Genomic DNA, 14262 nt, shown 5'->3' with positions numbered 1-14262 from the left:
AGTCGTAGCCCGGATCGAATCCAGGGACAGCGGCAGGGTTTCCCGGATTGCATCCGGGCTACCGGGGCGGGCGGAAAAACCTTGTGGGAGCGATTTCAATCGCGATGCAGGCCGAAGGGCTGCCTTACTGAGCCGTGGAGGCAACTGCGTTGCCCTCAGCGAATGAATTCGCCCCCACATGAAAGAGTCCTGGCCCGGCGCTCGCCCGCTATTGGTACTCGACGGTGTACTCCAGGGCGGCCTGGACCTTGCCCTCGGTGACGGGGCCATTGGCGTAGTAACGGATCTCGAACCTCCTGCCGCTATCTGGGTTCCAGCCGTCCATCGTGATATCGCGGTAAGGGATCATGCTCTGATCGCCGCCTACATCGACGAAGGGCGAGTCCCACCCCCCAAAATCCTTGACATACCGAACCTCCAACTGGACGTTCTTGGCCGGGTTGACCGTCGCCATATTGTCCAGACGGCCATTGGTGACCGTGTTGCCATTGGCGCCCTTCAAGGTAACGCGCGCCTTGGTGGCTGCCCCCCAGCATTTCTCCAGATGGATGTAGAACGAGGCTGCCTGTCCGCTCTCGCCCGGCTGGGCAAGCAGGAGGGAGGGAATACTCCAGAGGCTTATGCTGAGGTCAGTGGCACCCGACCCGTTGACGCTGACGGTACAGGTCGTGCCCTTCAGCACGCCCTTGAACTGGATGGTGCCAGTGCTTGGCGAAGCCAGGGCTGCCTCGCTGGCGGCGACCAGCAGCGCCGCCAGGGAAAGTCGTTTGCACAGCATGGGGTGCTCCTTGCAGGTCGGTTGCGGCTTGCCACTGGCCGCCATCATTGATAGGCGACGGTGTATTCCACCGCAGCCTCGAAGTTGCCCTCGGTGACGGGGCCGGTGGCGTAATACGAGACTGCGTATTGCAACCTGGCGATGCCTCCCTCGATTTCGGCGGGAGACATCAGGCTCTGGTCTCCCCCTACTTCAACAAACTCCACCTGCTTGCCGTGATCCGCTTCGAGCATCAACTGGACGTTCCGGGCGGGGTTGTCGGCCGCCATGTTGTCCAGGCGACCCTCGGTAACGGTGGTGCCGTTTGTGCCCTGGAAGCTGGCGCGCACCAGGGTGGAGGGACCGTCACAGTCCGTCAGGTCGATATCGAAGAGCTCTGCCTTGGCGACGTCTCCCGGTTTGACCAGCCAATTGATCGGGGTCTCGGAGAGGAGCACGGTCGCCAGGTTCGGGGTTTCCACGCCGTTGACGGACACGCTGCAGGTGGTGTCCTGCACGATGCCCTTGAAGCGGATAGTGCCAACGGTCGGTTCGGCCAGGGTGGCCTGGCTGGCGGCAGCGGCCAGCACCATCAGAGAAAGTCGTTTGAACAGCATGAAGGTAGTCCTCGTGAGCCTGCTGCAGCTTGAAGATCGGGGAAGCACGTCATGGGCAGCCGTAAGCCGGCTCAGTTGTAACGGAAGGCAACCTCCACTGCTCCCTCGTAACTGCCCACGGTGACGAGACCGCCGTAGGGAGCGCTATATTTAGCAATGAAGCGCATCCTGGCCGCGCCGTCCTTCAGGTTGAGGTAGTCAGGGACATACTCAGGGACATACTGGCCATCCAGCCTGACCCAGCCTTCGGAGCTGCTGCCGTCTCGGAGATAGAGGAACTCCAACCAGACATGCTTGGCGGGATTGAGGGTCGCCAGGTTGTCCAGGTAGTAGCCATCGGTGACAGTGCCGCCATTGGCAGCCTTGAAGGTGGCGTACACCCAACGGACAGAGCTCGGACAGTCCGCCACGTCGATGGAGAAATCCGTTCTTTTCCGAAATACCTCTCCAATCAAAACGTCCTCAAGGGTCACGGTCACCGGGTTGGACGCCTCCTCCCCATTGACCGAGATGGTGCAGGTACTGGCCAGCACCTCACCTTCAAACTGGATGATGCCGGAGTTCGGGCCTGCCAGGGCCGGCTGGCTGCCGGCGGCCGCCAGCAGCGCCGCCAGGGAAAGTCGCGTGAATAGCATAGGGCTACTCCTTGTAGTCCGTTACGGCAGAGGGAGCGTCCCGCCCCCGACGCTTGCCGCTCAGAAGTATTGGATGACGTACTCGACGGCCGCCTCGACATTGCCCCGCGTGACGGGGCCGGCGGCGTAGTAGCTGACGCTGTAGGCCTTCTTGCCCACCCGGTCCTGGACCTGAACATCGCCGTACCATGAATTGGGTGGCTGTATCCCCGGGTCACCCACATCGACACGGAAGTCGTACTCGTCGCTGATCTGCAGCTGGACATTGCGGGCGGGGTTGTCGGCCGCCATGTTGTCCAGCCGGCCATCGGTGACGGTGGTGCCCGGAGCGGCCCTGAAGAAGACATCTGCCGATGAAATAGAGGAGAAGCAATTCTTCAGGTCGATGGTGAAGGCCGTCTGGCCATCGCTGTCCCCTTGATTTGCCAGTTTGCGGATGATGGCTTCGCGAAGGATCACGGTGGCCGTATTGGATGACTCCACCCCGCCGACCGAGGCGGTACAGGTATTGTGCCGCGCCTTCCCCTTGAACTGGATGAGGCCGGTGGCGGGCTCCGCCAGGGCGGCCTGGCTGGCGACGGCAGCCAGCATGGCCAGGGACAGTCGTTTCAACGACATGGCGTTACTCCTTGCTTACTGGTAGGCGACGGTGTATTCCACGGCGGCCTCGATGTTGCCCGCGCTGGGGGCGGACTCGCCGGTGTAGCGGACCTCGTAGCCCAACCAGGCCATGCCGGCCCAGATGCTTGCGTAGGGGAGCGTGCTCTGGTCGCCGCCCACCTCGATATCTCGTGAGTGCGGATAAGCCACCCTGAGCCACAACTGGATATTGCTGGCGGGACTGTCGGTCGCCATGTTGTTCAGCCGGCCATCGGTGACGGTGGTGCCATTGGCCCCCTGGAAGCTGGCGCGCACCAGGGTGGCGGAGCCGGAGCAGCCCATCAGGTCGATGGAGAAGTTCGCTCCCTGGCGCCACCAGTACGCTCCCTCAGAGATGTCATCCGGGTCCAGGTCACTGAGGATCACGGTGCTCGGTGTCGAGGCGTCCACGCCGCCAACCGAGACGGTGCAGGTGGTGCCCTTCACCGCCCCCTCGAACTGGATGGTGCTGGTGGCCGGCGAGGCCAGGGCGGCATGGCTGGCAGCGGCGACCAACACCGCCAGGGATAGTCGTTTGAACAGCATGAAGGCACTCCTTGCAGATCTGGCCCGGCGAGGTTCACGGCAAGCCGGGCCGGAAAGCGGCCGGGGCGAGCCCGGCCGCTGGTTCCCTTACTGGTAGGCGACGGTGAATTCCACGGCACCCTCGACAGGGCCCTGGGTGGCGGCGCCGGTGGCGTAGTAGCGGATGGCGTAGGGCAGCCTGGCCGCGCCGCCGACGATGTCGACGTAGGGGAGCGCGCTCTGGTCGCCGTCCACTGCGATGGCACTACCGGCGCCGGAGAACTTGTGCACCAGTTCCAGCTGGACGTTCTCGGCTCCGGCGGAGGCCAAGTTGTCCAGACGGCCATTGGCGACGGTGGTGCCGTTGCCGCCCTTGAAGCTTGCACGCGCCTTGGTGCCGGGGCCCGAGCAGTTCTTCAGCTCGATGTCGAAGTCGGTCTCGCCGGTGGTGTCGCCGGCCTTGGTCAGGTTTTCGGCCAGGGCGTCCGCGAGCGTGACGGTCGTTGGGGTGGGGGTGGTCACACCGTTGACCGAGATGTCACAGGTGTTGCCCTGAACCACCCCCCTGAATTGGATGATGCTGGTGTTCGGCGAGGCCAGGGCGGCCTGGCTGGCGGCGGCTACCAGGGCGGCGAGGGTGAGTTTCTTGATCATGTTGGACGTACTCCTTGTACGGATGTCGTTGCTAGGGGTTGCACCGAGAGGCGTGGCCTCCAGTGTCTGGTGTGACGAGCCAGGGAACACGAGGCCCGGCAATGCGGAGCAGCGCCGGCCATTCCAGTGGAGCCTGGAATTCGGCGGGGTGGACGGAACAGGGGGGCGATGGATTCGGCCACTACGAGGTCGAAACAGCTTCCAGGCTTTTTCGGTCGTAGCGCGTCAGGGCATGGGTGATTCATGGGGGGCCATCCTTGGCAGGAACAGATGCGACCGCAGCCGAATTCCTCGGCTGCCATGGGGCAGGAATCGTATGGGAGGGGTTGCGCTCTCCACCATGGAACCTGACCCCGGGCGGTCGTAGGAATCGTCTATTCCGCAGCCGTCGGGAGCTCGTCAGCACCAACCGGAGAGGTTCGGCCGGCTTTCGGCGCGGGATCAGGCAGCCGCCGCGCTGGCTTTGGCACCGCGATCTCTGGAAGTACCGGCGATAGGACTTTCCCCGGATTTCATCGGGGCTACCGACTAGCGCATAGCCCCCCCCGGAGGATGGGTCGGGCATTTCGATAGTTACAGGCGGTGAATTTCAACAGGCTGCCAGGCACAGCCTGTAGCCGGATGGAATCCGGGGCGACCCGAGCGCCGCGCGTCCCGGATTGCATCCGGGCTACCGCTCACATAAGAACGCCGCTTATCCCTCAGCGGGTAAGCGGCGTTCCTGGTTTCTGCAGCGAGGAATCACTGTAGGAGCCAGCTTGCTGGCGAATGGGGCGATATCCCGAAAAGCTTCGCGAGCAAGCTCGCTCCTACCACAACAGCGATACCCCGTTGGCGGTGCCTGACTGAACAGCATTACGCGCGAAGCGGGTCTTTCCGTGGACGGCGATCAGTGGCTACTGCGCAGCATTTCCTTCGGAACGTACTTGCCGATCTCGAACTTGCCGATGGCCGCGCGGTGCACTTCATCCGGGCCGTCGGCCAGGCGCAGGGTGCGCTGCATGGCGTACATGTAGGCCAGCGGGAAGTCGTTGGAAACACCGGCGCCGCCGTGGATCTGGATAGCGCGGTCGATCACCCGCAGGGCGACGTTGGGTGCTACGACCTTGATCTGCGCGATCTCGCTTTTGGCTACCTTGTTGCCGACAGTGTCCATCATGTAGGCCGCCTTCAGGGTCAGCAGGCGCGCCATGTCGATTTCCATGCGCGAGTCGGCGATCTTGTCGATGTTGCCGCCCAGACGTGCCAGCGGCTTGCCGAAGGCGGTACGGCTGACGGCGCGCTTGCACATCAGTTCCAGGGCGCGCTCGGCCATGCCGATGGAGCGCATGCAGTGGTGGATACGGCCCGGGCCAAGGCGGCCCTGGGCGATCTCGAAGCCACGACCCTCACCCAGCAGCACGTTCTCGTAGGGCACGCGCACGTTTTCGAAGACCACTTCGGCGTGGCCGTGGGGCGCGTCGTCGTAGCCGAACACCGGCAGCGGACGCACGATCTTCACCCCGGGGGTGTCGGTGGGCACCAGGATCATCGAGTGCTGCTGGTGACGCGGCGCGTCCGGGTTGGACAGGCCCATGAAGATGAGGATCTTGCAGCGCGGGTCGCAGGCGCCCGAGGTCCACCACTTGCTGCCGTTGATCACCCACTCGTCACCCTGGCGCACGGCGCGGGCTTCCATGTTGGTGGCGTCGGACGAGGCCACGCCCGGCTCGGTCATGGCGAAGGCGGAGCGGATCTCGCCGCGCAGCAGCGGCTCCAGCCAGCGGCGCTTCTGCTCTTCGTTGCCGTAGCGCACCAGCACTTCCATGTTGCCGGTGTCCGGCGCGGAGCAGTTGAAGGGCTCCGGGCCCAGCAGCGAGCGGCCCATGATCTCAGCCAGCGGCGCGTATTCCATGTTGGTCAGGCCGGCGCCGAGTTCGGACTCCGGCAGGAACAGGTTCCACAGCCCTTCCGCCTTCGCCTTGGCCTTCAGCTCTTCCATGATCGCGGTGGGCTGCCAGCGGTCGTCCTCGGCAACCTGCTGCTCGAATACCGGCTCGGCCGGATAGACGTAGGTGTCCATGAATGCGGTGACGCGTTCACGCAGTTCCTGGACCTTCGGGGAATAGGCGAAATCCATGCGGGGCTACCTTTTTGCGGGGCTGTTAGTGAGGTCTGGTAAGGATGCTAGAACAGGGCGTAAGATTTCCCTAGTCTATTTTCGGCATCTATGAACATTCATCACCGATATATGATCCGCTGATAAGAACAACTTTCAGGAGCACGTCCGGCATGAATTTGAACAAGGTAGACCTCAACCTCTTCATCGTCTTCGACGCTATCTATACCGAGGCCAACCTGACCCGCGCCGGCCAGATCGTCGGTATTACCCAACCTGCCGTTTCCAACGCCCTCGCCCGCCTGCGGGAAACCTTCAATGACCCGCTGTTCGTGCGTACCGCCCAGGGCATGGTGCCCACGCCCATGGCGCAGAACATCATCGGACCGGTACGCAACGCCCTGCAGTTGCTGCGGGTTTCGGTACAGGAAAGCCGCACCTTCAACCCGGCGCAGGCGAACAAGACCTACCGCATCAGCATGACCGACCTCACCGAAACGGTGATCCTGCCGCCACTGTTCCAGCGCCTGCGCCGCCTGGCGCCGACCGTGCAGATCGAGAGTTTCCTGGCCAAGCGCCGCGAAACCACCAAGGAGCTGGCCGCCGGCCGTCTGGACTTCGCCGTCGACGCCCCGCTGAACACCGACCCGCAGGTGCGCCACGTCAAGCTGATGGAAGACCGCTACGTCTGCGCCATGCGCCGTGGCCACCCGCTGGCCAAGGAAAAGATCACGCTCGACGAGTACCTGTCGCTCTCGCACATTCAGATTTCCAGCCGCCGCAGCGGCCTGGGCTACGTGGACCTGTCGCTGGGCAAGATGGGAATCCAGCGCAAAGTCATCTTGCGCTCGCAGCACTACCTGATGGCGTCCACCGTATTGCACGGCACCGACCTCGCCATCACCGTTCCCGAACGCTTCGCCCGTCGCCAGGACTTGCACTACGTGGACGTGCCGGTGCACGACGTGCCCGCCCTGGAGACTCACCTCTACTGGCACGAAAGCACCGACCAGGACCCGGCCAACCGCTGGATGCGCGAGCAGATCATCGAGATCTGCCAGCAGGTGACGGCGCAGGAGCAGAAGGAGCGGGCCTGATCGCCAGCACCGCGGGATATGGAAACCTGTGGGGGCGAATTCATTCGCTATGGGAAGCGCAGCTGCCCCTTCTCAGGGCAGGACTGCGTCCTGCTTAGCGATTGAAATCGCCCCCACAAGAAAAAAACGCCAACCGTTCAGCCCTTGCCAAACACCGGCTTCCGCTTCTCGATGAACGCCCCCATGCCTTCCTTCTGATCCGGCGTGGCGAACACCGCCTGGAACATCCGCCGCTCAAAGCGCAGGCCCTCGCCCAGCGAGCCTTCATCCACCCGGTTCACACACTCCTTGAGCATCATCACCGCCGTGCGCGATTGCGCGGCGATGCGGCTGGCGCTGTCCAGGGCTTCCTCCAGCAATTCCGCCGCCGGCACCACGCGCGCCACCACGCCGCTGCGTTCGGCTTCGATGGCATCCATGCTGCGGCCGCTCAGCAGCATTTCCATGGCCTTGGCGCGGCCTACGAGGCGAGTCAGGCGCTGGACGCCACCCGCTCCGGGAATCACCCCCAGCTTCACCTCAGGCAGGCCGAAGCGCGCGGTATCGGCGGCAATGATGAAGTCGCACATCAGCGCCAGTTCGAAGCCACCACCCAGGGCGTGACCGGCCACCGCGGCGATGATCGGCTTGCGCCGCTGCGCCACGCGGTCCCAACGACCGAGGAAGTCGTCGAGATAAGTGCCGGGGAAGCAAAGGCTGGCCATTTCCTTCACATCGGCACCGGCCGCGAAGGCCTTGGCGGAACCGGTGATCAGCACGCAGCCGATGGCCGCATCCCGCTCGAAGCCGTCGAGTACCTGGTTCAGCTCGTCGATGAGCTGGGTGTTGATGGCGTTCAGCGCCTCGGGGCGATTGAGGGTGACCAGGCCGACAGCGCCGGCCTGCTCCACCAGCAGGGTCTGGTAGGTCATATCGAATTCCTGAAGAGAAAGGGAGGTCGGCCCTGTGGGCCGATTGGCGAATGAATTCGCCCCTACAGGGAAAGCAGGCCGTTGTAGGGGCGAATTCATTCGCCAAGGGCAGCGCAGCTGCCCCAGAGGGTCAGAGGCTGCGCGCAATCACCATGCGCTGCACATCCGAGGTGCCTTCGTAGATCTGGCACACCCGCACGTCACGGTAGATGCGCTCCACCGGGAAGTCCTTCAGGTAGCCGTAGCCACCGAGCGTCTGGATGGCCGCCGAGCAGACCTTCTCGGCCATTTCAGAGGCGAACAGCTTGGCCATGGACGCCTCGGTCAGGCAGGGCATGCCGGCTTCGCGCAGGCTCGCGGCGTGATGAACCATCTGCCGCGCCACGGCGATCTGGGTTGCCATGTCGGCCAGGCGGAAGGCCACGGCCTGGTGCTCGATGATCGGCTTGCCGAAGGTCTTGCGCTCGTGGGCATAGTCGCGTGCCGCCTCGAATGCTGCGCGGGCCATGCCGACGGATTGCGCGGCGATGCCAATGCGCCCGCCTTCCAGATTGGACAGGGCGATGCGATAGCCATCCCCCTCCTCGCCCAGGCGCAGGGACGCCGGGATACGCACATCATCCAGTTGGATCTGGCAGGTATCGGAAGCATGCTGGCCGAGCTTGTCCTCCACCCGCACCACCTGATAACCGGGGGTATCGGTGGGGACGATGAAGGCGCTGATGCCCTTCTTGCCGGCCTGCGGGTCGGTAACGGCGAAGACGATCACCATCCCCGCATGACTGCCCGACGTGATGAACTGCTTGGCGCCGTTCAGCACGTAATGATCGCCATCGCGGCGGGCGCGGGTGCGCAGGTCGCTGGCATCCGATCCGGCCTGGGGCTCGGTGAGGGCGAAGGCGCCGATCATCTCGCCCGTGGCCAGCGGACGCAGGAAGCGCTCCTTCTGTTCCTGGCTGCCGTATTTGAGGATGGGCATGCAACCCACCGAGTTGTGCACGCTCATGATGGTGGAGCAGGCGCCGTCGCCAGCGGCGATTTCCTCCAGCGCCATGGCATAGGCGAGGTGACCGGTGGCCGCACCGCCCCACTCTTCCGGCACCAGCATGCCGAGGAAGCCCAGCTGGGCCATTTCGCGGATGGCCTCGGCGGGGAAGCGGTGTTCGCGGTCCCAGGACTCGGCAAAGGGTTTCAGCCGCTCCTGGGCGAACTGCCGGGCCATATCGCGAATCTGGATTTCGTCTTCGTTCGGGATCATCGCCCTGCCCTCACTTGATGAGTTCGATAGCGACAGCAGTGGCCTCACCGCCACCAATGCACACCGACGCCACGCCGCGCTTCAGGCCGTACTGCTGGAGCGCATTGAGCAGGGTCACCAGCACACGGGCACCGGAGGCACCGATGGGGTGGCCCAGGGCGCAGGCACCGCCATGGACGTTGATTCTGTCGTGGGAAATGTCCAGGTCACGCATGGCGACCATCGGCACCACGGCGAAGGCTTCGTTGACTTCGAACAGGTCGACCTCGCCCAGGCTCCAGCCGGTACGGGTCAGCAGACGCTGGATGGAGCCCACCGGTGCAGTGGTGAAGAGGTTCGGCGCCTGGGCGAAGGACGCATGGCCGGCAACCTGGGCCAGCGGCGTCAGACCACGCTTCTCCGCTTCCTCCAGGCGCATCAGCAGCAACGATGCCGCGCCGTCGGAAATGGAGCTGGAGTTGGCTGCGGTGACAGTGCCGCCCTCGCGGAACGCCGGTTTGAGGGTGGGGATCTTGTCCAGGCGCGCCTTCGGCGGCTGTTCGTCCTGGCTGATGGTCACCAGGTCGCGACCGGATTTCGCTTCCACCGGGACGATCTCGGCGGTGAAGCGGCCGTCAGCCATGGCTTTCTGTGCACGGGTCAGGGAGGCGATGGCGAAGGCGTCCTGCTGCTCGCGGGTGAAGCCGTACGCCTGCGCGCAGTCCTCGGCGAAGGTACCCATCAGGCGGCCCTTGTCGTAGGCGTCTTCCAGGCCGTCGAGGAACATGTGGTCGAGCACCTTGCCGTGGCCCATGCGGTAGCCGGAGCGGGCGCGCTCCAGCAGGTAGGGCGCGTTGGACATGCTCTCCATGCCCCCGGCCAGCACCACATCGGCACTGCCGGCACGCAACAGGTCGTGCGCCAGCATCACGGTCTTCATGCCCGAGCCGCACATCTTGTTAACGGTGGAGCAGACCACGCCCTGGGGCAGGCCAGCGCCGAGCGCGGACTGACGCGCAGGAGCCTGGCCCTGACCGGCCTGCAGCACGCAGCCCATGATGACCTCGTCCACGGCGTCGCCCTGAAGGCCGGCGCGTTCCAGCACGGCGCGGTTGGCGGCGGCGCCCAGTTGCGCGGCGGTCATGTCCTTGAAGTCACCCAGAAAGCCGCCCATGGCGGTACGGGCAGCACTGACGATAACGATGGAATCCTTGTTCATGGCGTCCTCCTTATTTCGCGGCCATACGGATAGCGCCGTCGAGGCGAATCACTTCGCCATTGAGCATGGCGTTCTCGACGATGTGGCGGACCAGAGCGGCGTACTCGGCCGGACGGCCAAGGCGCGGCGGGAAAGGCACGGCAGCACCGAGAGAGTCACGGACCTCCTGGGGCATGCCGGCCATCATTGGGGTTTCGAAGATGCCGGGAGCGATGCACATCACGCGGATACCGTGGCGGGCAAGCTCGCGGGCAACCGGCAGGGTCATGCCGACCACGCCGCTCTTGGAAGCGGAATAAGCAGCCTGGCCAATCTGGCCGTCGAAGGCTGCAACCGAGGCGGTGTTGATGATCACGCCGCGCTCGCCCTCTTCATTGGGCTGCCCCTGGGACATGGCCTCGGCGGCCAGGCGCAGCATGTTGAAGCTGCCAACCAGGTTGATGCTGATGGTCCGGGCGAAGCTGTCCAGGCCATGGGCACCGTTGCGGCCGATGACCTTCTCGGCCGGCGCGACACCCGCGCAATTGACCAGCCCGTGCAGGCCGCCAAAGGCCTCCACTGCGGCTGCCACGGCGGCGCGGGCGTCCTCTTCACGCGTGATGTCGGCTTTCACGAAGCGGGCATTGGCGCCCAGTTCTTCGGCACGGGCATTGCCGGCGTCGGCATTGATATCCACCAGCACCACCTTGCCGCCCAGCCCCACCAATTCGCGGGCAGTGGCCAGGCCGAGACCGGAGCTGCCGCCGGTCACCAGGAAAACGGAATTCTCGATACGCACGATTGCTACTCCTCGGGGTTCAGTTGGCGGCGGCCGCTTGGGCCTTGGCGATCTCCTGGTTACGCAGGAGAAAACGCTGGATCTTGCCGCTCGGGGTCTTGGGCAATTCCGCGACGAACTCGATCTCGCGCGGATAGGAATGGGCGGACAGGCGCTTGCGCACGTATTGCTGCAGCGCTTCGGCCAGTTCGGGGTCGGCGCTGTGGCCGGCGTGCAGCACGACGAGGGCCTTGACCAGTTCGGTGCGCTCCGGGTCGGGCTTGCCAATGACAGCCGCCTCGATCACCGCCGGGTGCTCGATCAGCGCGCTCTCTACATCGAAGGGGCCGACGCGGTAGCCGGAGGTGGTGATCACGTCATCGGCGCGGCCGACAAAGCTGATGCTGCCATCGTCGTTCAGCTCCACGGTGTCACCACTCAGATAGTAGTCACCGACGAAGGCCTTGGTGGCCATCCCCTGATAGCCGGGGAACCAGAACAGCGGCGAGCGCGGCATGTCCAGGGCTAGGATGCCGGGCTGGCCGACGGGCAGTTCGCGGTGCTGTTCGTCCAGCACCACCACGCGGTGGCCGGGCATGGCGAACCCGGCTGCGCCCAGGCGCACCGGGTGTTCCAGCGCATGGTGATTGCACAGCACCATGCCCAGTTCGGTCTGGCCGTAGTGGTCGTGGATGGTGCAACCCAGGCCCTCGCCGAACCAGCGGATCACCTCCGGGGTCAGCGGTTCGCCGGCACTGCTGACGGCACGCAGGTTGCCCTTGATCGCGGCCTCTACCTCGTCACGGGCAGCCAGCAGCAGGCGATAGGCCGTGGGCGAACCGGCCAGGTTGGTAATGCCATGCTCGCGGATGATGCGGCAGGTGCTTTCTACGGTGAAACCACCCTCGTAGAAGGTGGTGGCATGGCCCATGGCGAGAGGACCGGTCACGGCGTAGTACAGGCCGTAGGCCCAGCCCGGATCGGCCAGGTTCCAGAACTTGTCGTCCGGGCGCAGATCGACCGCGTCACGCATGTAGCTGACAAAGGCGACGATGGCCTTGAGCGGTACGGCCAGCGGCTTCGCCAGGCCCGTGGTGCCGGAGGTGAACATCAGCAGGAAGGGATCGGAGGCCTTGCGCAGCACCGGTTCGAAACTGTCCGGCTGGCGCTCCAGTTCGGCCCAGAAGTCATCGCCCACCGTCAGCACCGGCGGCACGCCTTCCACTTCGTCCAGCTTGGGACGGTTGGTGAGGTCGGTGACCACCAGCTTCGAACCCGCGCCCTGCACCCGGTGCTCGATGGCCTTGGGCCCGAAGGCGGTGAACAGCGGCTGGTAGACGGCGCCGGCACGCCAGGTGCCGAGGATGGTGATCAGCAGCTCCGGGGTACGTGGGAGCATGCCCGAGACGCAATCGCCGGGGCGCACGCCACGGGCCTGCAGGAAATTGGCAAAGCGCGCGGACGCCTCCTTGAGCTGGGCGAAGGTCCAGGTGGCCTGCTCACCGTTGCGTCCCTCCCAGACCAGCGCAACGCGCCCCGGCTCGGCGTGGCGGTCGCAGCATTCGACGCAGGCATTCAGGGCATCGAGATCGCCCGCCAGGGTGGTGGACGCGGCGCTGGCGTAGTCGAACTCGTGGGCAGCGGTAAAGTAATCGCGCATCGGGAGGACTCCCAGGTTGTTTTTGTTGGAGTACCGGGATGGTCGCGCCGGGGGGCGGTGGCGGCAATGTCGAAAGGCATCAACCTGGGTGAGCGGAATTGACAGGGGGATTGGGAGGGCAGGACTGCGTCCTGCTTAGCGATTGAAATCGCCCCCACAGAAAAGCAGAGCATTGCCGGCGGGCACGGACAGCCCCCTCTCCATCTGGGGTGAAGAGGCATGCTTTCGGAAGTACTGCTTCCGTTGCCGATGAACGCCTGAGTGCGAAGCGATCTGGCCGGGGCGCAGAGCGGGGGCCGGGGGTGAGGGTAGTCAGGCGTGGCTGGGTGTTCGTGGGGCAGACCTGCGGTCTGCTTGGCGAATGAATTCGCCCCCACAAAAAAGCAGCCCCTCACCCGCATGCGGGAAAGGGGCCGGGAGGGGCAAATCAGACCCGGAACTGATCCATCAACCCCTGCTGGTGGTTGGCCAGGCGGTTCAGCGCCTGGCTGACCTGGGCGGATTCCTCGGCCTGGCCGGAGAGCGATTCGGTGACGTCACGGATCGCCGCCACGTTGCGGTTGATCTCCTCGGCCACCGCGCTCTGTTCCTCGGCGGCGGAGGCGATCTGCAGGTTCATGTCGGTAATCACCGTCACCGCCTCGCCGATGCGTTGCAGGGCGACCACCGCCTGCTCCACCTGCTCGACGCTGCCTTGCGCCTGGCGGTGGCTGCTGTGCATCGAGCCGACCACCTCGCGGGTGCCGTGCTGCAGGCCTTCGATCACCTGGCGGATTTCCTCCACCGAGTCCTGGGTGCGCTTGGCCAGGTTGCGCACCTCGTCGGCCACCACCGCGAAGCCGCGCCCGGCCTCACCGGCCCGCGCCGCCTCGATGGCGGCGTTGAGCGCCAGCAGGTTGGTCTGCTCGGCGATGGCGCGGATCACTTCCAGCACCGAGCCGATCTGCTCGCTGCTGTTGGCCAGCGCCTGCACCTCTTCCATGGCCGCGCTCATTTCGCTGGCCAGTTGCTCGATGGCGCTGGTGGTGCGACCAATCACGCCGAGGCCTTCCTGGGTGGCATGGTCGGCACCGCGGGCGGCTTCGGCGGCCTGGGCGGCGCTGCGGGCGACGTCCTGGGCAGTGGCGCTCATCTCGTGGGAGGCGGTGGCCACCTGGTCGACTTCGCGGTACTGCTGCTGCATGCCGGCACTGGTCTGGCTGGCCACGGCGGCGGATTGGTCGGCGGTGCCGCGGGCGTCCTGCACCGAGCGTTTCACGTCGGCGATGATCGGCTGCAGCTTGTCGAGGAAGCGGTTGAACCAGCCGGCCAGCTCACCCAGTTCGTCCTGGCGGGCGTAGTCCAGGCGGCGGGTCAGGTCGCCTTCGCCGCTGGCGATGTCCTTGAGCATGCTGGCCACGCCCTGGATCGGCCGGGTCACGCCCCGGGCGGTGAGCCACACCAGCAGCAGGCCGGC

At 65.1% G+C, this 14262-nt stretch carries 14 protein-coding genes; 1 reads left to right on the top strand and 13 read right to left on the bottom strand.

Going from position 1 to position 14262, the window contains the following annotated elements; genetic code table 11:
• Window positions 1-208: 208 nt before the first annotated feature.
• The 7 genes from E8F06_RS06310 to E8F06_RS06280 form a co-directional block, all read right to left on the bottom strand.
• Window positions 209-778: a fimbrial protein gene (locus E8F06_RS06310; protein ID WP_280365318.1), complete on the bottom strand. Its 570-nt coding sequence runs from the start codon at window positions 776-778 to the stop codon at window positions 209-211.
• A 44-nt stretch (window positions 779-822) separates the two neighbouring features.
• Window positions 823-1374 (bottom strand): fimbrial protein, encoded by a 552-nt coding sequence (locus E8F06_RS06305; RefSeq protein WP_280365316.1) that lies wholly within the window; start codon window positions 1372-1374, stop codon window positions 823-825.
• A 71-nt stretch (window positions 1375-1445) separates the two neighbouring features.
• Window positions 1446-2009 (bottom strand): hypothetical protein, encoded by a 564-nt coding sequence (locus E8F06_RS06300; protein WP_280365314.1) that lies wholly within the window; start codon window positions 2007-2009, stop codon window positions 1446-1448.
• Between the two features lie 60 nt (window positions 2010-2069).
• Window positions 2070-2627 carry a fimbrial protein gene (locus E8F06_RS06295; protein WP_280365312.1) on the bottom strand — a complete coding sequence of 186 codons (558 nt, stop codon included), beginning with the start codon at window positions 2625-2627 and terminating at the stop codon, window positions 2070-2072.
• A gap of 15 nt (window positions 2628-2642) precedes the next feature.
• A complete protein-coding gene (locus tag E8F06_RS06290) occupies window positions 2643-3194 on the bottom strand; it encodes a fimbrial protein (protein WP_280365311.1) in 552 nt (183 codons plus the stop codon).
• A gap of 87 nt (window positions 3195-3281) precedes the next feature.
• Window positions 3282-3827: a fimbrial protein gene (locus tag E8F06_RS06285; protein WP_280365309.1), complete on the bottom strand. Its 546-nt coding sequence runs from the start codon at window positions 3825-3827 to the stop codon at window positions 3282-3284.
• Window positions 3828-4716: 889 nt separating this feature from the next.
• Window positions 4717-5946 (bottom strand): acyl-CoA dehydrogenase, encoded by a 1230-nt coding sequence (locus E8F06_RS06280; protein WP_280365307.1) that lies wholly within the window; start codon window positions 5944-5946, stop codon window positions 4717-4719.
• Window positions 5947-6098: 152 nt separating this feature from the next.
• Between E8F06_RS06280 and E8F06_RS06275 the strand changes: the two genes are divergently transcribed.
• Window positions 6099-7022, top strand: coding sequence for a LysR family transcriptional regulator (locus E8F06_RS06275; RefSeq protein ID WP_280365305.1), 924 nt, complete (start codon window positions 6099-6101; stop codon window positions 7020-7022).
• Window positions 7023-7159: 137 nt separating this feature from the next.
• Here the strand turns inward: E8F06_RS06275 and E8F06_RS06270 are convergent, their stop codons facing one another.
• The 6 genes from E8F06_RS06270 to E8F06_RS06245 form a co-directional block, all read right to left on the bottom strand.
• Window positions 7160-7933: an enoyl-CoA hydratase-related protein gene (locus E8F06_RS06270; protein WP_280365303.1), complete on the bottom strand. Its 774-nt coding sequence runs from the start codon at window positions 7931-7933 to the stop codon at window positions 7160-7162.
• 130 nt (window positions 7934-8063) lie between these two features.
• Entirely contained in the window at window positions 8064-9191 is a 1128-nt protein-coding gene (locus E8F06_RS06265; protein ID WP_077521693.1) for an acyl-CoA dehydrogenase family protein, read from the bottom strand.
• A 10-nt stretch (window positions 9192-9201) separates the two neighbouring features.
• Window positions 9202-10389, bottom strand: coding sequence for an acetyl-CoA C-acyltransferase (locus E8F06_RS06260; RefSeq protein WP_280365300.1), 1188 nt, complete (start codon window positions 10387-10389; stop codon window positions 9202-9204).
• A gap of 10 nt (window positions 10390-10399) precedes the next feature.
• On the bottom strand, window positions 10400-11167 hold the full coding sequence (locus tag E8F06_RS06255; RefSeq protein WP_280365298.1) for a 3-hydroxyacyl-CoA dehydrogenase: 768 nt from the start codon (window positions 11165-11167) through the stop codon (window positions 10400-10402).
• A gap of 19 nt (window positions 11168-11186) precedes the next feature.
• Window positions 11187-12806 carry an acyl-CoA synthetase gene (locus tag E8F06_RS06250; protein ID WP_280365295.1) on the bottom strand — a complete coding sequence of 540 codons (1620 nt, stop codon included), beginning with the start codon at window positions 12804-12806 and terminating at the stop codon, window positions 11187-11189.
• A gap of 427 nt (window positions 12807-13233) precedes the next feature.
• Window positions 13234-14262, bottom strand: a 1029-nt coding sequence (locus E8F06_RS06245; RefSeq protein WP_280365293.1) for a methyl-accepting chemotaxis protein, incomplete at its 5' end; no start/stop codon positions are given.

The organism is Pseudomonas sp. BN411, from assembly GCF_029871235.1.
Classification (GTDB): domain Bacteria; phylum Pseudomonadota; class Gammaproteobacteria; order Pseudomonadales; family Pseudomonadaceae; genus Metapseudomonas.
This window is presented reverse-complemented; position numbering and strand designations above follow the sequence as displayed.